This window comes from Pseudacidovorax sp. 1753 (assembly GCF_040544975.1).
Taxonomy (GTDB): Bacteria; Pseudomonadota; Gammaproteobacteria; order Burkholderiales; family Burkholderiaceae_C; genus Xenophilus.
In genome coordinates this window covers 125,735-145,558 of the sequence record NZ_JBEPKY010000017.1, presented here as the reverse complement: position 1 = coordinate 145,558, position 19,824 = coordinate 125,735, and the positions used below count along the sequence as shown (strand labels likewise).

At 70.5% G+C, this 19,824-nt stretch carries 17 protein-coding genes; 5 read left to right on the top strand and 12 right to left on the bottom strand.

All coding sequences use genetic code 11. The features are described 5' to 3' along the window. Positions 1 to 14: 14 nt before the first annotated feature. Together ABIC63_RS21145 and ABIC63_RS21140 are read right to left on the bottom strand one after the other, a co-directional pair. Positions 15 to 362, bottom strand: a complete 348-nt coding sequence (locus tag ABIC63_RS21145; protein WP_294371110.1) for a DUF3140 domain-containing protein — start codon at positions 360 to 362, stop codon at positions 15 to 17. A gap of 4 nt (positions 363 to 366) precedes the next feature. After that, positions 367 to 576, bottom strand: a complete 210-nt coding sequence (locus tag ABIC63_RS21140; RefSeq protein WP_114803656.1) for a hypervirulence associated TUDOR domain-containing protein — start codon at positions 574 to 576, stop codon at positions 367 to 369. A gap of 125 nt (positions 577 to 701) precedes the next feature. Here ABIC63_RS21140 and ABIC63_RS21135 point away from each other — a divergent pair, with 125 nt between their 5' ends. The 4 genes from ABIC63_RS21135 (at position 702) to ABIC63_RS21120 (ending at position 4,875) form a co-directional block, all read left to right on the top strand. Next, positions 702 to 1,361 carry a DUF1345 domain-containing protein gene (locus ABIC63_RS21135; RefSeq protein WP_354321243.1) on the top strand — a complete coding sequence of 220 codons (660 nt, stop codon included), beginning with the start codon at positions 702 to 704 and terminating at the stop codon, positions 1,359 to 1,361. 414 nt (positions 1,362 to 1,775) lie between these two features. Beyond that, complete coding sequence (locus ABIC63_RS21130; RefSeq protein WP_354321242.1) at positions 1,776 to 2,936, top strand: alpha/beta hydrolase family protein; 1,161 nt, start codon at positions 1,776 to 1,778, stop codon at positions 2,934 to 2,936. 20 nt (positions 2,937 to 2,956) lie between these two features. After that, positions 2,957 to 3,943 carry a Bug family tripartite tricarboxylate transporter substrate binding protein gene (locus ABIC63_RS21125; RefSeq protein ID WP_354321241.1) on the top strand — a complete coding sequence of 329 codons (987 nt, stop codon included), beginning with the start codon at positions 2,957 to 2,959 and terminating at the stop codon, positions 3,941 to 3,943. Next, positions 3,943 to 4,875, top strand: coding sequence for a 2-hydroxyacid dehydrogenase (locus ABIC63_RS21120; RefSeq protein ID WP_294371080.1), 933 nt, complete (start codon positions 3,943 to 3,945; stop codon positions 4,873 to 4,875). Before ABIC63_RS21125 ends, ABIC63_RS21120 begins: the two co-directional genes overlap by 1 nt. A gap of 23 nt (positions 4,876 to 4,898) precedes the next feature. Here ABIC63_RS21120 and ABIC63_RS21115 read toward each other — a convergent pair whose 3' ends face one another. Genes ABIC63_RS21115 through ABIC63_RS21100 form a run of 4 tightly spaced genes read right to left on the bottom strand, consistent with a single transcriptional unit; the run spans position 4,899 to position 9,164 of the window. After that, complete coding sequence (locus tag ABIC63_RS21115; protein ID WP_354321240.1) at positions 4,899 to 5,969, bottom strand: Bug family tripartite tricarboxylate transporter substrate binding protein; 1,071 nt, start codon at positions 5,967 to 5,969, stop codon at positions 4,899 to 4,901. Further along, positions 5,938 to 7,452, bottom strand: coding sequence for a sensor histidine kinase (locus tag ABIC63_RS21110; RefSeq protein WP_354321239.1), 1,515 nt, complete (start codon positions 7,450 to 7,452; stop codon positions 5,938 to 5,940). Before ABIC63_RS21110 ends, ABIC63_RS21115 begins: the two co-directional genes overlap by 32 nt. Continuing rightward, positions 7,433 to 8,098 (bottom strand): response regulator, encoded by a 666-nt coding sequence (locus ABIC63_RS21105; protein WP_354321238.1) that lies wholly within the window; start codon positions 8,096 to 8,098, stop codon positions 7,433 to 7,435. Before ABIC63_RS21105 ends, ABIC63_RS21110 begins: the two co-directional genes overlap by 20 nt. A gap of 52 nt (positions 8,099 to 8,150) precedes the next feature. Next, positions 8,151 to 9,164 (bottom strand): Bug family tripartite tricarboxylate transporter substrate binding protein, encoded by a 1,014-nt coding sequence (locus tag ABIC63_RS21100; protein ID WP_354321237.1) that lies wholly within the window; start codon positions 9,162 to 9,164, stop codon positions 8,151 to 8,153. Between the two features lie 248 nt (positions 9,165 to 9,412). Between ABIC63_RS21100 and ABIC63_RS21095 the strand changes: the two genes are divergently transcribed. Next, a complete protein-coding gene (locus tag ABIC63_RS21095; protein ID WP_354321236.1) occupies positions 9,413 to 10,150 on the top strand; it encodes a transporter substrate-binding domain-containing protein in 738 nt (245 codons plus the stop codon). Between the two features lie 70 nt (positions 10,151 to 10,220). On the opposite strand, the gene ABIC63_RS21090 is transcribed toward ABIC63_RS21095, so the two are convergent. The 6 genes from ABIC63_RS21090 to ABIC63_RS21065 form a co-directional block, all read right to left on the bottom strand. Continuing rightward, complete coding sequence (locus tag ABIC63_RS21090) at positions 10,221 to 10,856, bottom strand: response regulator transcription factor (RefSeq protein WP_354321235.1); 636 nt, start codon at positions 10,854 to 10,856, stop codon at positions 10,221 to 10,223. Next, entirely contained in the window at positions 10,853 to 11,911 is a 1,059-nt protein-coding gene (locus ABIC63_RS21085; protein ID WP_354321234.1) for a sensor histidine kinase, read from the bottom strand. The genes ABIC63_RS21090 and ABIC63_RS21085 overlap by 4 nt, the downstream gene beginning before the upstream one ends. Positions 11,912 to 12,106: 195 nt before the next feature. Continuing rightward, positions 12,107 to 15,685 carry a class I SAM-dependent methyltransferase gene (locus ABIC63_RS21080; RefSeq protein ID WP_354321233.1) on the bottom strand — a complete coding sequence of 1,193 codons (3,579 nt, stop codon included), beginning with the start codon at positions 15,683 to 15,685 and terminating at the stop codon, positions 12,107 to 12,109. Between the two features lie 51 nt (positions 15,686 to 15,736). Further along, entirely contained in the window at positions 15,737 to 17,548 is a 1,812-nt protein-coding gene (locus tag ABIC63_RS21075) for a glycosyltransferase (protein ID WP_354321232.1), read from the bottom strand. Positions 17,549 to 17,802: 254 nt separating this feature from the next. After that, the gene (locus ABIC63_RS21070; protein ID WP_354321231.1) at positions 17,803 to 19,200 is read right to left on the bottom strand and encodes a carbohydrate porin; all 1,398 of its coding nucleotides are present in this window, start codon (positions 19,198 to 19,200) and stop codon (positions 17,803 to 17,805) included. Continuing rightward, positions 19,197 to 19,769 (bottom strand): hypothetical protein, encoded by a 573-nt coding sequence (locus ABIC63_RS21065; protein WP_294371053.1) that lies wholly within the window; start codon positions 19,767 to 19,769, stop codon positions 19,197 to 19,199. Before ABIC63_RS21065 ends, ABIC63_RS21070 begins: the two co-directional genes overlap by 4 nt. Positions 19,770 to 19,824: the final 55 nt, after the last annotated feature.

Here is a 19,824-nt window from a genome sequence, read left to right as displayed (position 1 = left end):
CCACACGCGGGCACTCAGTGCCGCATGGGATCGTGTCCCCAGTTCATCAACGACTGGCGCCAAGGTGTGTCGCGCACCGACCCGTCGGGGCGCTGCGCCAGGTGCCGCTTCACATAGCCCACCACTTTGCGCATATGCGCCACGTCGCCAGCGGTCAAGTCGTCCGTCTTCTTGTGCAGCAGTCGCACGATGCGGCGGCCGGAGCGGTGGCCCACGGACTCACCCCCTGCGGCACCCTTGAAGCCGACGGTCTTTGACGCTTCCGTCTCCAGCCACTTCTCCAACTGGGCCGGCGTCATGTTCACGGCATGCTTGAACGCGCGCACGATCTCCGAGACGTCCTCACTCTTCGGCTGCGACATCGGATCAGGCCTTCTTCAGCGCATCGGCATGGTGGATCGCCTTCTTGCCGGTCTTGCTGCTCTTGACCTCGTACTGAGGGTGGGCCGGTGAGGCCTTGGCTTCGTGCCCGGCCACATGGGCGGTGTGCGTGACCTTGCGCACCACCTTGCCGGTGGTCTGACCCTGGGAGGTGTCCCACTTCACCTTGTCGCCCGTCTTGAGGCTGGATGTCATCGTGCCGCTCCTGAAGTGCTGATCGGCGTGCAACCTATCAGCGAAGCTGCGCCCTGGTGTAGGCCGGCGCGCCGAGCGCGCCGCGGGTCAGATGGGCGGCAGTCGGCGCCCGCTAAAGTGGTCGCATGCGACGGCACTTTCAACATGTCAACGGCACCCAGCGACTGACCTACGGCGGCCTGGCCGGCCTGACCGTGGCAGGCCTGTGCATGGCGGGCGGCATGGCCGCACGGCCCGCCAGCCTGCTCGGCTGGTGCGCCGCGGTGGGCGCCTACCTGGGCTGGGCCACCTGGCAGGCGCGCATCTTCGACGCGGCGCAGGTCAAGGCCCGGGCCCGATCGCTCGATCCACCAGGGCCGATCATCCTGGCCATTGTGTCGGCCGCCATCATCAGCAGCGTGATCGCCATCGGTCTGCTGCTGCAGCAGGTCAAGCAACTGGGCGGCGTGGAGCGCGGCGCGCACATCGTGCTGGGCATGGTCGCGCTGGCCGGGTCCTGGCTGATGATCCACACCGTCTACGCCTTCCATTACGCCCACCGCTACTACCGCGACGATGGCACGCCGGACGAAGGCGGGCTGGACTTTCCGGGCAAGGCCGACCCGGACTACACCGACTTCATGTACTACGCCTTCGTGGTCGGCATGACCTCGCAGGTCTCCGACGTGCAGGTCACCACGCGCGAGATGCGGCGGCTGACGCTGTTGCACAGCGTGCTGTCCTTCGGCTTCAACATGGTGGTGCTGGCGCTGTCGATCAATGTGGCGGCAGGGGTGATCCAGTAGGGCCCGCGCCTGATCGACGGCAGCTTTCATCGGACAAGCATGAAGCGGCCGTCCGCAGAGGCCGAGACAGCCCGCTTGCGCCACTGAGCGCGGCTGGGATGCGCGCATGCATCGCCGGTGGTGATGCGAACCATCGTCAGATTCCATTGGTCCCGACCTGGCCGCACTCCTATGCTGGGTGCTGCTCACTGAGGCGTCACCCGGCGTCGCCGATGGGCCAACGACAGCACTGCACGCGCGACGCTGATCGGACAAGGAGACGAGAAGACCGAGACATCCATTGCTGCCCTCCTTCGGGAGGCTGAACCCCCCCCCAGCCGGCCGACGGCTTCAGATCCGCCGCTCACCGTCCCGGACCCGCGCGGTCCCTCCGGGTGGCAGGCGTGCGTCCGCAATCTTCAAAAAAACGAGACGATGTTCGAATACTTTCCCGACAACTACGCCTGGAGCCTGGCGGTAATGATGGCCGAGACCTGTGGTGGTGCCATCGGCGAGATCGACGAAGCGTGCAGGCCGCTGCGGCCGCTGGCCTCGGTCAAAGGCGAGGCGTCGTCGCTCGCATGGACGCAGAGCTGGCTGCGCGTCGCAGACCGCGTGTCGGAGCATGCCCAGGTCGACCTGCGCGCCGGTCGTGCTTTCAGCGCCGGGCGCAAGCTGCAGCGCGCCTGCACCTACTACATGATGGCCGAGCGTCAGATGCGCCACGCCGACCCGCAGCGCATGCCGGTCTACCACCGCATGCTCGACAGCTTCGCGGGCTGGCAGGCCACGCTGGAGCAGCCCGTGGAGCGCTGCGCCGTGCCCTACGAAGGCAGCACGCTGCCGGCGCTGTTCGTGCGCGCCGGCGACGGGCGGGGCCCGTGCATGGTGATGTTCGACGGCTTCGACATCATGAAGGAGACGATCTGCCTGATGCAGATCCACGAGGAGTTCCGCCGCCGCGGCATCTCGATGCTGATCGTGGACCATCCGGGCGTGGGCGAGGCACTGCGCCTGCAGGGCCTGCTCGGCATGCCCGAGACCGAGCGTCCGGCACGCGCGAGCCTGGAATACCTGCTGGGTCGCGATGACGTGGACCCTGCGCGCATCGGCATCATTGCGCCATCGGCGGGCGGCTACCACGCCGTGCGTTCGGCCGCACTGGAGCCGCGCTTCGCCTGCTGTGTGGCCTGGACCGGCGTGTGGGACTGGGGCTCGCTTTTCGAGAAGCGCCTGAAGGGCCAACTCGCACAGGCGGTGCACTTCCATCTGGAACATGCCGAGTGGGTGTACGGCGCGCAGGGCGTCGAGGACGTCGTCGCGAAGATGGCGCCCATGCACCTGGGCGGCATCGCCGAGCGCATCCGCTGCCCGCTGCTCATCACACACGGCGGCAATGACCGGCAGACGCCGGTGACCGAGGCGCACCAGGTCTACGCCGCCGCCGTCCATAGCGCGCGGCGCGAACTGCGGGTCTTCACCGCCGAAGAAGGCGGCTGCGAGCACTGCCACGTCGACAACCAAGCGCCTGCCACCGACTACATGGCGGATTGGGTGGCCGAGGTGCTGGGCGGACACACCGCGCCCGCGCGATGACCGCCACGAGGAGACAGAGCATGCCCACTTCCATCCCACGCCGCCGCGTGCTGACGGCGGCAGCCGCCGGTGCCGCCTCGCTCGCCTTCGGGGCCTCGGCCCAGAGTGGCTATCCCGACCGGCCCATCAAGCTGATCGTGCCGTTCGCGCCCGGTGGCGCCACGGACATCACCGCCCGGATGGTGGCGGACCGCCTGCGCATCGAGCTCGGCCAGCCCGTGGTCATGGACAACCGTCCCGGTGCTACCGGCACCATCGGCACTCAGGCGGCGATGCGCTCGCCGGCCGATGGCTACACGCTGATGTTCACGACCTCGACCAACCAGGTGATCGCGCCGCTCCTGCTGGAGAAGCCGCCCTACGACGGTGCGCGCGACTTCGCTCCGATCACGCTGCTCATCCACTATCTGGGCGTGTTGATGGTGAGCACCTCGGTGCCGGGCAAGACCCTGGCCGACTTCATGGCCTACGCCAAGCAGCGGCCCGGAAAGCTGAACTACGCCTCCTCCGGCGTGGGCAGCACCAACCACCTGCTGGGCGAGCTGTTCAAGAGCCGTACAGGGCTCGATCTGGTGCACGTGCCCTACAAGGGCTCTGCCGCCGCGGTGCAGGCCTTGGCCGCCGACGAGGTGCAGATGTACTTCGACACCGTGCCCAACGCGCAGATCTGGATGAAGCAGGGCAAGGTCAAGGTGCTGGCCTTGAGCAGCGACGCCCGCTCGAGCCTGATGCCCGGGGTGCCCACGCTGGTGGAACTGGGCGTGCTGGACGCCGGCGCAGACTACTGGATGGGGCTGATGGCACCGCTGGGCACGCCCGCGCCCGTCATCGCGCGCGTGCGCGAAGCGGCGGCCAGGGGGATGGCCTCGGCCGAGATGCAGCAGTTCGCGGCCAACGGGGGCGGCGAGATCAGCACCGGCACCCCCGAGCAGTTTGCGAAGCTGCTGGCCAATGAGCAGCGGCGCTGGGGCGAGGTGATCCGCCGCAACAACATTCGCGCCGAGTGATGGCGCTGCTGCTGCATGCGGGGCCCGTGCCCCTGCCGGAGTTGCGCGCCGCGGTGCAGGCGCACTGCGGCGACGAACTGCCCGTGCGCATCTGGCCCGACGTGGGAGATGCGACGGAGATCGAGTTCGCGCTCGTCTCGCGCATCCCGCACGGCGCGCTGCAGGCGCTGCCCCGGCTTCGCCTCGTGGGCTCGCTGCATGCCGGCGTGGACCACCTGCTGCGCGACGGCGGCATTCCCGCCGGGGTGCCACTGACGCGCCCGGTACCCCAGGGCGGCGATGTGCTCATGAACGAGTACGTGTTGACCCAGGTGCTGCAGCTGCATCGCGAGCTGCCGGCCTATGCGCAGGACCAGCGCGCGCGGCGTTGGTGCAAACGGGCCCCGCTGCCCTTGCGCGTGCGTCGCGTCGGCTTCCTCGGTTTCGGTGCGATGGCGGCGCCCGCGGCACGCCTGCTGCGGCAGGTGGGCTTCGATGTGGCCGCGTGGGCGCGCCGGGGCCGGTCGGAGGACGGCATCCACGTCTTCGAAGGCGCCGCGGGCCTGCGGGCGCTGCTGGCCCGCTCGCAGATCCTGGTCAACCTGCTGCCGCTGACGCCCGACACCGAGAACCTGATCGACGCGCGCCTGCTGGCCCAACTGCCGGCGGGCGCCTCGCTGCTGAACGTCGGACGCGGCGAGCACGTGGTGGACGCCGACCTGCTGGCCGCGCTGGACAGCGGTCACCTCGCCGCCGCGGTGCTGGACGTCTTCCGGCATGAGCCGCTGCCACCCGAAAGTCCGTTCTGGCAGCACCCGCGCGTGGTCGTGACCCCGCATGCCTGCCGCAGCGTGGACATCGAGGCCGTGGTGGCACAGTTCGCCGAAGAGGTCGCGCGGGTGCGCGCAGGCCTGGCGCCGCTGCGTGCGGTGGACCGCGGCGCCGGCTATTGACGCTGGCCGCGGGGGGCAGCCCCTCAGCTGCCTGTGCGGCTCCAGCGGCGCAGGCCCAGTTCCGCGGCCAGCTTCTGGTACTTGTCCAGCTCCGCCTCCACGAAGCGCGCCAGGGCTGGACCGGTGAGCGCGAAGGGATAGAGCGCATGGCGGGCCAGCAGCTGCGCATAGCCTGGCGCCTTCATCGCCTCCTCGAACGCGGCGGTCCAGGCGTGCAGCGCCGGCTCGGGCACATCGGCGCTGAGGTAGACGCCGCGCACGGTGGGCCAGACGATGTCGATGCCCTGCTCGCGCGCCGTGGGCACCCCCTGCAGTACGCCGCCCAGGCGCTGGGCCGAAAAGACGGCCAGGAAGCGCAGTGAAGCGCCGGCAGCCACGGCCTGGGCGGCTTCGGCGGCGTCGCCGCAGAACACGTCCACATGACGCCCCTGCAGCGCATTCAGTGCATCGCCGCCGCCTTCGAAGGCCACGAAGCGCATGGCCTTGTGGTCACCGCCGCTGGCCCGCACCAGCAGGGCGGCCTTCACCCAGTCCTGGCTGCCGACGGTACCGCCGGCGCCGAAGGCAATGCGCCCGGGCTTGGCGCGCAGCACTTCCACCAGGTCCTGAAGCCGGCGGTAGGGCGAGTCGCGGTGCACGGCGATCACGCCATAGTCGGCACCGAGCAACGCAAGCCAGCGCACCGCCGAGACGGGGTGCGGACCGAAGCGGCCCTGCGCGATGTTCAGCAGCGAGCCGCCGGAAAAGGCCACCAGCGTGCCGGGGCCGCCGATGCGCCCGGTGGCGATCTGGTCGAAGGCGAGGGCACCGATGCCGCCGGGCAGGAAGCGCTGGCCCAGCGAGGGCCGCTGCGGCCGCACCGCCTGCAGGGCGTCGCGCGCCAATGCGCAGGTGAGCGCGAAACCCCCGCCGGCCTTCGCCGGAATGACGCATTCGGCAGCCAGGACGCTTGGGTCCGGGATGGCCGGCAAGGGGGCGGCGGCTGCGGCGGCGAGGGCAGCGCCTGGCGTGCCCGCAGGCAGCACCAGGGCTGCGACGGCCCGCAGCAGCAACTGGCGGCGATCACGTGGGCGTGCCGGGGTGCGATGCCTCATGGGTGTCTCCTGTCGTTCTTGCAGTGTCGGCGCGGCGGTCGCGGGGCCACCAGATCTCGGCATGCAGGCCGGACGATGGCGCACGGTCCAGCAGCCGCAGTTCGCCGCCATGCCGCTGGGCGATGGAGCGCGCGATGGCCAGCCCCAGGCCGAAGCCGCCCGGCCGCGCGCCGCTGCCGCGCTGGAAGCGCTGGCCCAGGCGCGCAAGGTCCTCGGCATCCAGGCCGGGGCCGTTGTCCTCGACGGCCAGCTGCCAGCCCTGCGCGTCGCTGCCGGACAGCAGCGTCACGGTTCCTCCTTCGGGCGTGTACGCCACGGAATTGGCCACCAGGTTGGCGAAAGCCTCGCGCAGCAGATGGCGGTCTCCGAAGGCGGCCGGTGCGCCTTCCTCGGGCTGGATGCCCAGGTCGATGCGCTTGCGGCGGGCGGCCGGCAGCCATTGCAGCGCGACCTCACGCAGCAACTCCCCAGCGTCGAAGAGTGCGGCCTCCACCGGCACCGTGTCGCTTCGGCCCAGCGCCAGCAGCTGCTGCGCGCTGCGCGTGGCGCTGGCGATTTCGGCCTTGAGGGCGGCAAGCGCATCCTGCACCATGCCCGCGTCCTGCTCGCGCCGCGCATAGTCCACCTGCATCTGCAGCGTGGTGAGGTGGGTGCGCAGCTGGTGCGACGCGTCGTCCAGGAACTGGCGCTGCAGCGCCACCAGCTCCTGCGTGCGCGCCATCTGCCGGTTGACGGCCGCCACCAGCGGGCGGATCTCGGCCGGCAGGTTCTCCTGCGAGATGCGGTTCAGGTCGTCGGGCGCGCGTTCCTCGACCTCCTGCGCCAGCCGCGAGAGCGGCCGCAGCGCTGCCAGCAGCGCGGCCGTGGTGCCGCCCAGCAGCAGGAGCAGCACCAGCAGGTCGCGCAAGGCGGCACTGCGCACGAAGCGGGCGCTGAAGACCTCGCGCGACTGGGTGCCTTCGCCCACCTGGATCATCACGCGGCGCGCCGTGCTGCCGGCGGGCGCGCGCTCCAGCTCGCGCTCGTAGGCGGCCAGCCGCACCGGCTCGCCGAAGTACACCGCGTCGTAGAACACCGGCACGCCCAGGGGCGGCGGGGTGCCCGGCTGCGGGAAGTCGGCGCTGCCCAGTTCGACCAGCCCGTCGGAGGTGGCGACGCGAAAGAACACCTGGCCGCTCGCCGTCAGCTCGAAGAACTCGAACATGGTGTAGGGCATCTCCAGCGAGAGGCCGCCCGAGGCGGTGGAGATGTTGGCGTCGATGGACTTGAGGGCGCCCAGCAGCGAGCGGTCGTAGGCCGCGTTGGCGGATTCGAGCGCATCGTGCCGGGTCATCCACAGCTCCAGCGCCGTGACCGCCGCCAGCCCCGGCAGCAGGAGCAGGGCCAGCCGCTGCCACAGGCTGCTGCGCTGCAGCCAGCGCGCGACGCGCGACCGCAGTCCTCGTCCCGCGGTTGCGGCCGGCTCAGTCCGGCTCGAGCACATAGCCCAGCCCGCGCAGGGTGACGATGCGCGCGCCGCTGCCTTCCAGCCGCCTGCGCAGGCGGTAAACCAGCACCTCGACCGCCTCGGGATTCACCTCGTCCTGGTCCGAGAACACGCGGTCGATGATCTGCTGCTTGGACAGCGGCTCGCCGGTGCGCTGCGCCAGCGCCCGCAGCACGGCGGATTCGCGCGGCGACAGCGCGAGCACTTCGCCGTGCAGCGTGAACTGCCGTCGGGTGCTGTCGTAGACCAATGGCCCGCACGCCAGGCGCGGATGCTCCACGCCGCGGGCGCGGCGCACCAGCGCATGCAGCCGTGCCTCCAGCTCGGCGAGGGCGAAGGGCTTGGCCAGGAAGTCGTCGGCGCCCGCGTTCAGGGCCGCCACCCTTTCGTCCACCGAATCGCGTGCGGTGAGGATCAGCGCCGGAATGCGCTGGTCGCGCTCGCGCAGGCGCTGCAGCACGCGATGGCCGTCCAGGCCCGGCAGGCCGAGGTCCAGCACCAGGGCGTCATGGTCACGCTGCTGCAGGGCCCGGTCGGCGAGGCGGCCGTCGTCCACCCATTCGACCTGGATGCCCGAATGCTCCAGCGCCCGGCACAGCCAGGTGCCGAGGGTGTGTTCGTCTTCCGCCAGGAGGATGCGCATGGGGGCCGATGCTAGCTGCGGCCCGGGCCGCGTCGGCAGCCGGCGGCGCCGCTCAGTCGGGCTTGATGTTGGCCCGCGCGATGACCTTCTGCCAGCGGGCCTGCTCGGCCGCGATGAACTGCGCGAACTGCTCCGGCGTGCCGCCCACCACCTCGGCTGCATCGGCGCTCATGCGCTCCAGGGCCGGTGGCGACTTGGCGGCCTTCATCGTTTCGGCCGACAGCTTGGCCAGGTGGGCCGGTGTCATCGAGGCCGGGGCCATCATGCCGTACCACTGTGTCATCTCGAAGCCCGGGAAGCCCTGCTCGGCCACGGTGGGCACGTCGGGCAACTGCGGCAGGCGACGGGTGGAGCCGGTGCCGATGCAGCGCAGCTTGCCCGACTTGATGAAGGGAATCACGGCCGCCGCGCCGATGGCCGAGGCCTCCAGCCGGCCGGCCATCAGGTCGGTGAGCATGGGGCCGGTGCCCTTGTAGGGCACGTGCAGCATGAAGATGTCCGCGCTCATCTTCAGGTATTCCATGGCCAGGTGGCCGGCGCTGCCGTTGCCGGCCGAGCCGTAGCTCAGGCGGCCCGGGCGGGTCTTGGCATAGGCGACGAATTCCTTGAGGTTCTTGGCCGGCACGTCCGGATGGATCACGTACAGGCTGGGCACCTTGGCCAGCAGGCTGACGGGCTTGAAGTCCTTGTTGGGGTCGTAGGGCAGCTTGGCGAAGATGTACGGATTGACCGCCAGCGTGCCGATGTGGCCCAGGATGATCGTGTGCTGGTCGTCGGCGCGGGCCACGTCCTGCATGGCGATGTTGCCGGCCGCGCCCGGCTTGTTGTCGACGTAGACGCTCTGGCCCAGGGTCTTGCCCAGTTCGGCCGCGGTGGAGCGCGCGACGATCTCGGACGAGCCGCCCGGCGCGAAGGGCACCACGAAGCGCACCTGGCGCGTGGGCCAGCCGTCCTGGGCAAAGGCCAGATGGGGCAGGGCGCCGGCGGCCACGGACGCGGCGGCGCCCTGCAGCAGGCGGCGGCGGGTGGGCAGGGCGGGTTGGGCGAGCGGGTCGTGGTGCGTCATGGCGTCGTCTCCGGAACTGTTCTAGGGGCGCGGCGGCGAGGTCCGCCAGAAAAGAATTCGGCCCGGCCAGCGCGATGCCGGCCGGGCTGGAGCGCATGGTGCACAAGGCAAGCTGTCAAAAGGCTTTCAGCGCCTGGCAGTGGCGCTTGCGCCAACGCCAGGCGTCAGGCACGTCGACGATGATCGGGTCGGTTCGGGGGCGGCCCTGCCGGCCCCGTCTTTTTTGGCCCGCTTCCAAGGAGTCCACCATGTCCCTCATCGATCCGGCCGTCGCGGCCGCCTTTGCGCCGCGCGGCGTGCTGCGCGCCTCCATCAACCTCGGCAATCCCATTTTGGCCCGCCGCGACGCGGACACCGGCGAGGTGGGGGGTGTCTCGGTCGATCTGGCCCACGCGTTCGCACAGAAGCTGGACGTAGGCCTTGAGCTGGCGGTGTTCGACACCGCGGCCGCGTCGGTGGCAGCGGTGAAGGCCGAAGACGCGGACATCGGCTTCTTCGCCATCGACCCGCTGCGCGGCGAGGGCATCCGCTTCACCGCGCCCTATGTGCTGATCGAGGGCGCGTACCTGGTGCGCGATGCCTCGCCCCTGCAGTCCAACGACGAGGTGGACCGCGCCGGCACCCGGGTGATGGTGGGCAAGGGCAGCGCGTACGACCTGTACCTGACGCGCGAACTCAAGGCCGCCACCATCGAACGCGCGCCCACCTCGCCGGCGGTGGTCGACAGCTTCATCGCCGAAGGCGCCGACGTCGCGGCCGGCGTCAAGCAGCAGCTGCAGGCGGATGCCGCGCGCATCGGCGGCCTGCGGCTGTTGCCGGGTCGCTTCATGGTGATCCAGCAGGCCATGGGCACGCCAAACAGCCGGGGCGAGGCCGCGGCCACCGCACTGGCCGCCTTCGTGGAAGAGGCCAAGGCCAGCGGCTTCGTGGCCGAGGCGCTGGCGCGGCACGGGATCGAGGGCGCGTCGGTGGCGCCTGCGGCCTGAGGGCCGCGCGGGGTGGCTGCGAGCGCGCCGCTCGCAGCGCGTGCCCTCCTGGCCGGTGAGTCTCGGCGCTTCAGCCCACGTCGCCCAGCCGGTCCGCCATCCGCACCAGCTCGGCCAGCGAGGCCGCCTGCATCTTGCGCATGGCCTGGCCGCGCCGCACCTTCACCGTGACCTCGCTCAGCTGCAGCTGCCAGGCGATCTGCTTGTTGAGCTGGCCCTGCACCACGAGGCGCACCACGGCCTGCTCGCCCGGCGTCAGCAGGGCCCAGCGCGCCCGCAGGTCCGCGCCCGCGGCTTCCTGCGCCAGGCGTTCGCGGTCGCGGGCGATGCCCTGGTGGATGGCATCGAGCAGGTCCTGCTCGCGGAAGGGCTTGGGCAGGAACTCGATGGCGCCGCCCTTCATGGCCTCCACCGCCATGGCCATGTCGCCGTGGCCGGTGATGAAGACCACGGGCAGGCCGATGCCGGTGGCCCGCATCTGCCGCTGGAAGTCCAGGCCGCTCTGGCCCGGCATGCGGACGTCGAGCACCAGGCACGCCGGGGCCGGTTCGCGGGGATGGGCCAGGAAGTCGCGCGTCGCGCCGAAGCCGATGGCGCGCAGCCCGACCGAGGCGAGCAGGTCTTCCAGCGCGGCGCGCACCGAATGGTCGTCGTCGACCACATAGACGATGGGTTCCGCGTCGGCGGGCGAGGTCGGCGGGGTCAAGGCAGCTTCTCCTGCAGGGCGGCGGGCAGGCTGAACCGGAACACCGCCCCCAGGCCGGCGGCGGGCTCGGCCCAGATGCGGCCGCCGTTGGCTTCGACGATGGTGCGGCTGATGCTCAGGCCGATGCCGATGCCCTGGGGCTTGGTGGTCCAGAAGGCGTCGAACAGGTGGGCCTGCACCTCCGGCGCCAGGCCGATGCCCGAGTCGCGGATGGAGAAGACCACGGTGTCGCCCTCGCGGGCGGTGTCGATGTGCACCTCGCGCCGCGCGCCGGGCGCGGCGGGCATGGCGTCGAGTGCATTGAGCAGCAGGTTGCCGATGACCTGTTGCACCTGCACCGGATCGGCCCACACCGGCGGCAGTCCGGCGGCCAATGCCTGGTGCAGGTCGATGCCCTCTTCCTGCAGCCGGTCTTGCGACAGCGCCACGATCTCGCGCACGCTGGCGTTGAGGTCGAAGCGGCTGGCCTGGGGCGGTTCGCCCCGCGTGAGGCGGCGCACCCGGGCGATGACGCTGCTGGCCCGCTCGGCATCGGCCTGCATGCGCTGCAGGGCCTGGCGCGCCTTGTCGAGTTGCGGCGGTGCCTGCGCCAGCCAGCGCTGGGCGGCATTGCCGCTGGTCACGATGGCCGCCAGCGGCTGGTTCAACTCGTGCGCAATGGAGGTGGTCAGGCCCGACAGGTTCTGCGCCCGGGCGATGCGTTCCAGCCGGGCCTGTGCCGCCTGCGCCGCGGCCCGGGCGCGTTGCATGCGCAGCACCAGCCAGGTCACCATGGCGATGGCCGACACGCTCAGGCCCATGTTGATCAGGCCGGCGTGGTAGTGGCCGCGCGGCGTGAGCATGAAGCTCAGCACCGTCATCGCGATGCACGCCATGCCCAGGGCGCGCAGCGCCCGCGGCTGGAGCGCCCGCTCGGCCGACAGCACCACCACCGCATAGAGCACCGCCGCCGCCACCTCGTAGTTGGTGAGCGTGTCCGCCACGAAGATGGCCGCCATCGCCACGGCCACGAGGGCGACGCGGAGGACGGAGCGGGTTTGGGCCAGGAGGAGCATGGTGCGGCGCGCAGCGAGGACCGTCATGCACGCCGGGAGTGCGGCATGCGGCCAGGCGGGATTGTGCGCGACGTGGCCAGGTTGGCGGCCGTCGCGCAGCCGCACGGGCGCGCCCTGTCGTGACGATGCCATGCTGCACACGCCGGTTCCGGCGGTGCAGGGGCTCACCGCCTTTGCCCGTGTGACGACGGTTGGTCAGCTGCGGTTGGCGCGCGCTGCCTGCAGCGCGAGTTGCTCGTCGATCAACGACACCCAGGGATGCCGCGTCTTGAAGTCGTCCATGAGGCGCCGGTAGTTCTCGGGCGCCGTGGTTTCCGTCTTGATCATCGAGGCGGCGTGCACGCGGTATTCGGCGAGTGTCTGGGGCTCCCAGAGGCCGCGCTGGCCCTGCTCGGCGAGCCGGCACCAGAAGTCGTAGTCCTCCCAGCCGTGCCTCACGTGGTCGTAGCCGCCGACGATGGCCCAGGCCTCCTTGGCCACCAGGGCCATGGCGTCCACGTAGTTGCCCGCCACGAAGCGTTGCGGTTCGTAGCGCGCGTCGCTGATGGTGCGGCGCGAGGCGCCGAAGTGCTGGATGGTGGGATAGACAAAGGCCACGGCGTTCGCCCGCATGACGCCATGCAGCGTTTCACAGCAGGTCGGCAGCAGCCGGTTGTCGGCGTCCAGCGGCAGCACGTAGGGTGTCCGTGCAAGTCCGAAGCCCACGTTGCGGGTCATGGCCAATCCGCTGTTGACCGCGTTCCTCGCCACCACTGCCCGGTTGAAGCGGTGGGCGTTCTCGCGGACCCAGGCCAGTGCCGTGTCCAGGGAGGCGTCCGTGGAGCAGTCGTCCACCACGATCAGGTCCAGCACCGCCAGGCTCTGGGCCTGCACCGACTCCAGCGCCTCGACGATGAATTGCGTGTAGTTGTACAGCGGGATGATCACCGAGATCTCGGCCACCTCCGGCTCCGCTGCCCAATGCTCGAAGAGCACGGTGGACGGCACCAGCGTGGGGCTGCGCCACGGTGTCGCTCGGATGCGCGCGTCCAGCGCAAACCCCCGCGCGGCCTGGACGTCGCCACGCAGTTGATCGAGCACGCAACCGAACCGCGCCGCGCGCTGCAGAGGACCGAACTGCGCCAGGGCGCTGAGATGTGCGGCGGCGGCGAGCCCGTCGCGCAGCGCCGGCTCGTCGACCAGCCGGGACAGGCAGCGGTACCAGTCGTCGCCGTCGGAGGCCAGCAGGCCGGTCGCTTCGTGCGAGATGGCGCGGCGGAAGGGGCCGGTGGGCGAGGCGATCGTGGGCACATGCAGCAGTGCCGCCTCGAAGAACTTGAGTTCGCTCTTGGCTTCGCAGAAGGGGTTGCCGAACTCCAGCGGTGCGATGTTGATGTCGAAGCGCGCCATCTCCTGCGGCAGGGTCTCCAGCGTCTGGAAGGGCCGCCACTCGATGCGGTCCTCCAGTCCTTCCAGCGCCGGGAATTCCTCCACTTCGACCAGGCGCACGCCCGCCAGCGTCTGGAACAGGACCAGCCGGCAACGCGCGTTCTCGCGCAGCACGCGCGCAATCGCCTCGATGGCCAGGCCGAGGTCGCGCTGGTGGGTGCGTGAGCCGCCGGCGTAGCCGATGCGGATCAGGTCGTCGCTGCGCGTGCTGCGCCACGCCTGCGCGCTGCGAAGCGAAAGCTCCAGCGTGCCGTGGTCGAAGCCATTGGGCACGACGTGGGTGCTCTTGCCGGCCCAGCGCATGTGGTAGGCCAGTTCCTGGGTGCTGGCCAGGCAGATGTCGGCGGCAAGCATCGCGCGGCGGATGTTGGCGAAATGCGCCCGGACATGCTCGGGCACATGGCCGTCCGAGCGGATGCCATCGATGAACTTGATCTGGGCGAGGTCCGGCTCGACCATCAGATCGTCGATGTCGAACACGACCATCTTGCCCTGCGCGCGCATGCGGGCGACCGCCTCCTGCAGTGCGGGCGTCCAGGGCGTGCGCCACAGCATCATCACATCGTGCTGGGCGGTCAGCGACAGCTTGTCCTGCAGCTGGTCCAGGCGCACCCACTCCGAGGGCACGCCATTCATCCGCGCCGCCTCCATGTACCGGGTCACGCGGTAGATGTGCCCGGGGGTGTCGGGTTCGCCGGACACGTAGAAGATGGAGAAGGGCCGGGCCGACAGGGCTGGAAGGGCGGGCTCGCCCTGCGAGAGGCCGTGCACGGCGGCGTGGCGCCCTTCCTCGATGCCGTGCTCCATGTAGTGCAGCAGCGGATTGAGGCCCGCCGCTGCCACATCCGTGTATTGGGACAGGTAGGTGGCGGACGAGAACAGGGGGCCCGGGTCGCGGCCCTCGATCGCACCGTATCTCAGGTAGTGGTCCGCGGGGTCCAGCCCCGCTGACGCGACATCGGGATAGGTGAGCAGGTACCAGGCGCGATCGAAGTACGGGGAGCGGCGGATGGTCTCGGTCTCCCAGGTCTCGCCGATGGCGATCTTCCGGTTGCGCAGACGCTTCGCAATGCGGCGAAGCCGTCCCGGCTCCGCAGCCTTGGCCTGCGCAGCGGGATCGGTCTGGACGTCGCGAAAGCGCTGCAGCAGCGCACGGGAGTGTTCGCCTTGTGCCTGGGCGCGCTCCTTCCAGGCGACGGCGATCTGCTGCTGAAGGCCTGCCTGCCGGTCCGCGGTCACCGCGCGTTCCTGCGCCTGGGCCAGTTCCGTGGTCAGCTGGGCCACCATGCGGCGCAGTTCCGCCACCCGGCGTCCCGCTTGCTGCTGCACCAACTGCGTCGCGTGCGTGGTGGCCTCGGCGCGCTCGGCCCGCGCCTCGGACTGCGCGGCACGTGCCTCGGCCGCCTGGGCCTGCTGCGCCAGTGTCTCGAGTTCGGCACTGCGCTGCGAGTCGGCCTCGACGGTGCTGCTTTCCGTCGCGGCGGACCGCTCGGCGCGCAGTTGCGCCAGCTCGGCCTCGGCCTGCACCTGCTGGGTCTGTGCCGCTTGCAGGCGCTGATTGAGCTCGGCACTGCCCAGTTGCTCGCGTGTGGTCACGAACCATCGCGTGCCCAGGTGCGAGAAGCGGGTGCGCACGGCGTCCGCCTTGTCGGCCTCGAGCTTGCACAGGGCCTTGATCGCGGCCGGCGCGTTGCGGCCGACCGCCAGGACGCCCAGGCCGTGCCCGTGCAGGAACTCGAACGACGGGTATTGGCCGATCAGCTCGGCGAAGTAGCGAAACACCCCGAAGTCGCGGCTGCGGACGTTGGTGTCGTGGAACAGGACCACGGCCCGGTCGGACAGCTTGGGCAGCCAGGTCTCGAAGTCGTGGCGCACCGCTTCGTAGGTGTGGAAGCCATCGATGTGGAGCACGTCGACCGAGCCGTCGGCGAAATAGGGCAGGGCGTCGTCGAAGGTGGACTGCAGCAACTCGGAGAAGGCGCTGAAGTGCTTGTCATGGAAATCGCGCAGCGCGTAGTAGACCTGGGGGTCGAAGTGCCCCGCGTGCTCGTCGCCCGCCCAGGTGTCCACCGCGTAGCAGCGCGTGCCTGTCTCCAGTCGGGCCACGGCCTCGCAGAAGGCGGCGTACGACACGCCGTTGTGCGTTCCCAGCTCCACCAGCGTGCGGGGCCTGCAGGCCGACACCAGCCAGAAGGCGAAGGGGGTGTGGGTCCACCACGCGCTGGGCTTTCCCAGCAGATGGGGTGTCCAGAACAGCGGCGCCAGCGCCGGGTCCGTCAGGACGTCGAGAGAGCGGTCAAGGCGCGTGCACTCGACGGCGGGAAGATGAACGGGGGTGTCTTGCATGTATTGCCGCTCGGCGTGTGCCGAGGCCTCTCTTCAGATCGATGGCGTTCACTAGCGGGCGAGCTGCCACCGCGCTTCATAGGCGGCCAGCTGCGTGCCCGTGTACCAGTCCAGCCGCACGTTGGGGTTGTGGAACCGGTCTTCCGCGAAGCGGTCCGGCCACTTGGCGGTGATGTGTCCGAGCTCGCGCGCGGCGCGCTGCTGCTTTTCTTCGTTGGCGTGGTCGTGCCCGCGCGACACGCTTTCGAGGTGCAACAGGGTCGCGAACGGCGTGCACACGTTGCGGTAGCCGGCGTCGGTGGCCTTGAGGCAGAGGTCGACGTCGTTGAACGCGATGGCCAGGTGCTTCTCGTCGAAGCCACCGAGAAGCTGGAAGACCTCGCGCCGGATGGCCAGGCAGGCGCCGGTGACTGCGAGGTAACCGCGGGCGCCGGCCAGTCTGCCGTCCGCGCCGGGCGCCATCGCATCGTCCGTGCGGGACACGTGCATGGCCAGCCGGTCGGGTTGGAGGATCACCCCGGCATGCTGCACGGTGCCGTCGGCGTACAGCAGCTTGGCGCCGACGCAGCCGATGTCCGGTCGCATGGCCTGCGCCACCATCTCCTTGAGCCAGTTCGCATCGAGGATCTCTGTGTCGTTGTTCAGGAACAGCAGGACCGCGCCGGTCGCCGCACGGGCGCCGAGGTTGTTGATGCGCGAGAAGTTGAACGCGCCCGGCGTCTTCAGGATGCGTACGCGGGGGTCCTGGCGCAGCTGTGCGAACAGGGCATGGGTCTGGGGCTCGGTGCTGTCGTTGTCGAGCACCACGACTTCCAGATCGGGGTAGTCGGTATGCCGAAGCAGGCTGCTCAGGCAGTTGGCGAGCAGATCCGCGCGGTCCCGCGTGGGCACCAGGATGCTGACGCGCGGCGCGGGCTGCGGCAACGGGCGCCGCACCCAGTTGACGACGGGGGCCAGGACCGACGGGGCCACCTCGACGGGGGTGCCGCTCTGTATCGACGCCACCTGCTGGGCGGCCCGACGTGCCGCCGCGGCATAGGCTTCGATCGCGCGGGCCGTCGCGGCACTGTCCGGTGCGAGCGGTATGCGCCGATGGCAAAGGACGGCAGGAATGTGCCGCACCCGCCAGGCCGGCAGCGGCAGGCCGATCCGACAGCCCAGTTCATAGCGCGCGGCAGGCCCGAACTCGGGGCGCAGCCCGCCACTGTGCAGCACTTCGGCGCGGCGGAACAGGCACAGGCCTTCCAGCAGATCGAAGCCCAGCTGGGCCTCTGGATCCCAGCCCGGCTTGAAGCGCGGCCTGCAGCGCGTGCCGTCGGCGGCGATCCAGTCCTCGTCGGCGTAGACGATGTCGGTCTCGGGCCAGCGCGCGAGCGTCATCCGCAGGGCAGCCACCGCCGTGGGCGCAAGCTGGTCGCCTGCGCTGAGCAGGCCGACATGTTCGCCGCCTGCATGGGTGAGTGCCAGCTGCTGCAGCGCCGGCACGGTGACATCGTCCTCGCTGGCGACGATGACACGCACCTTCAGCGACTGCGGCACCAGGGCGAGGACACCCGACATCGCCGCCTGGCGTGCGGGGCTGCAACTGAGCAGGACGTCGAACTGCAGGCACACCTGCGCGGCGAGCGACGACAGCGTCGCCCGCACCGCGCGATCATGTGTGTCGTCGGCGACGACGAAGGTGATGCCAGCGGGGTGGGGGACCGCCGTCAGGGCAGCGCGCAGCGCTTCGCGCTCGGCGTCGGCAGACGATGATTCGCGTGCGATCCAGGCCCGGTACTCGGCGCTCGCGAAGGGTGAAAACGCACAGGCCGCCGACCAGTGCGCGCACCGGGCGGGGTCGAGAGACGAAACAACGGACAACGAAACTCCCCGAAATGGCCATGAACGCGCCACCCGTCGATCGCTGCGACAGCTGGTCCGAAGAACGCAACCTCACCTTTTGGCAGATTGCAATTCTTTAGTGGCGTGAACATTGATGAAATTTCATGACACTGGTCGTCACAAGATCTCCCCATTCGGTGTAGGACAGGACGGACCAGGGTGACAGGGGCCGGCTCGTCCCCCGGGGCGCGTGGAGGTGGGGCTCCGCGAGGCTGTGCGGCCCCTCAGTCCGGTCAGAACTCCGTGTGAAGCCGCACCGAGCCGACATGCACCGGCCCGCGGTCGGCGTTGTAGCCGGGATGGCGGATGTGCTGCCAGTCGAGCGTCACCCAGAACGCCCGGGTCACCTGAATGGCGTAGAAAACCTCCACCACCGTTTCGGTGCCGTAGCGCAATGCGCCGTCGCCCAGGAAGGTGCCCATGCCGCCTGCCGCCAGGTAGTCGCGGCGTGCGTGCGAGAGGCCGTTCGCCGCGGCGGCCACGCCCACCGTGTCCTGACCCCGGCCCCAGGCGCTGCCGCGCAGCAGGGCGCCCGCGGAGAGCGAGCGGTCGATCTCGGTGAAGGCATAGGTCTCGGTGCCGCCGTCGGCCCGGCTCCAGCGGGCGAAGAGGCCCAGGTCGTCGCCCACGGCCTGCTCCAGCCCCAGGCCGATGCCGCGCTTGCTGCGGTCGCCGCCGCGCACGGCGTCGAGGCTTGGGGTGTCGCCCGTGGCCTGCGCAAGCGCCAGCGCGTCCTTGAAGCTGGCCATGCGCGCCCGGTTGCGGAAGACCAGCAGCCGCAGCTTGCCGGGCTGGCCGTCCAGCTGGTGGGCATGCTCCAGCTCGACCTGGTCGCCGTAGTGGCGCTGGAAGCGCGGATCCAGCGGCTGGCCGTTGGGCTCGTAGGGCTGGATGAAGCGGCCGGCGCGCAGGGCCCAGTCGTCGTGGTAGCGCTCCAGCACCGCGCCCCAGGAGTAACCGCGCCCGTCCGCCGCATAGTCGTAGGCGCCGTAGGTCATGAAGGCCCAGTTGAGGAACTGGGTGCGCGGGTCGTGGGCATAGGCGTTGTTGTCGAACACGTCCAGCACCGACAGGTTGCCGGCGGTCAGCACCCAGCGGCGCCGGTCGGCGGTGCCGGCGAGCTGGGTGAGGCCGGAGGCCTGCACTTCCTCGCCGCCACCCTCTCCCCAGGTCTGGCGCAGGAAGAGACGGGCGCGGTACAGGCCCAGGTTGGGCGTGGCCGAGCGGGCCATCTCGCCATTGGTGAAGCCGCCCAGGCCCGTGAGGCCCGACAGCGGCACGCCCTGGGCGCCCTCGGCATTGAAATACAGCTCGCCGCCCCGCCAGGGCCGCATGCCGACCATGGCGGTGACGGTGAACGAATAGCTCAGCGCCCGCTCGGTGCCCAGGCTGTTGTTGCCGGAATAGGCGGCGGGGAAAGCGGCCTTGTCTTGCCAGACGTAGGTGGACTGGAAGGCGGTGCCCCATTCCTGCTCGGGTGTCGCGGCGGGCGCCTCGACCGGCTCGGCCTTGGCGGCGCCGGCCAGCAGCAGGGCGAGGGCGGCGGCGATGGCGGACGTGACGCGCGGTGCGCCGCGACCGCGCACCCGAAGAAGAGCGGCACGCCGTGCCGGGGGGATCGATGGCTTCATTTCGTCGGTCGCGTGGGGTCCTCCCGCAGATCGGCCACCAGCCGCGTGCGGCGTGCCCGGGCCTGCAGTACGGCGTCGGGCTCGAGCTCCCACCCGTAGTCCATGTGCCAGAGCCCGGCCAGGGTGGCGATGTGCAGGTAATGCACCTCGCCCGCACGCCCATCGAGCGAGATGGTGTGCGGCGGGTGGCCTTCGGCGTGCAGCGTGAACGCATGCGCACCCGGCGGCACGCGCAGGCGCAGTGTGGTCGAGGGCAGCGTGTCCGCCAGCGGCTGGCCGTCCAGGGACACGGCCACGCGGTGCGGGCCGTCGCTCCAGTTCTGACGCACCACGTAGACGGTCAGGGCCTGCGGGTCGGGTGCGAAGTGCCAGGCCTGCTGGGCCGTGTCGGCGTCGGGCAGCGGTCCGTCGAGGCAGGGCCCGTGGTGGCCATGTGCCAGCGGGTTGAGGAAGCAGTAGGCGCCGCCGGCCTGCACCTCGCGGCCGGGCAGGGCGGCGCAACCCGCCAGGCCGAACAGGGTGGCGGGCAGGGTGAGCAGGGCGAGGCGATGCCAGCGTGAAGCCTTCATGGTCTTGTCTCCGGATCGTGGGTGCACGCGCCCATGGCTGATGGAGAGGGCGTTC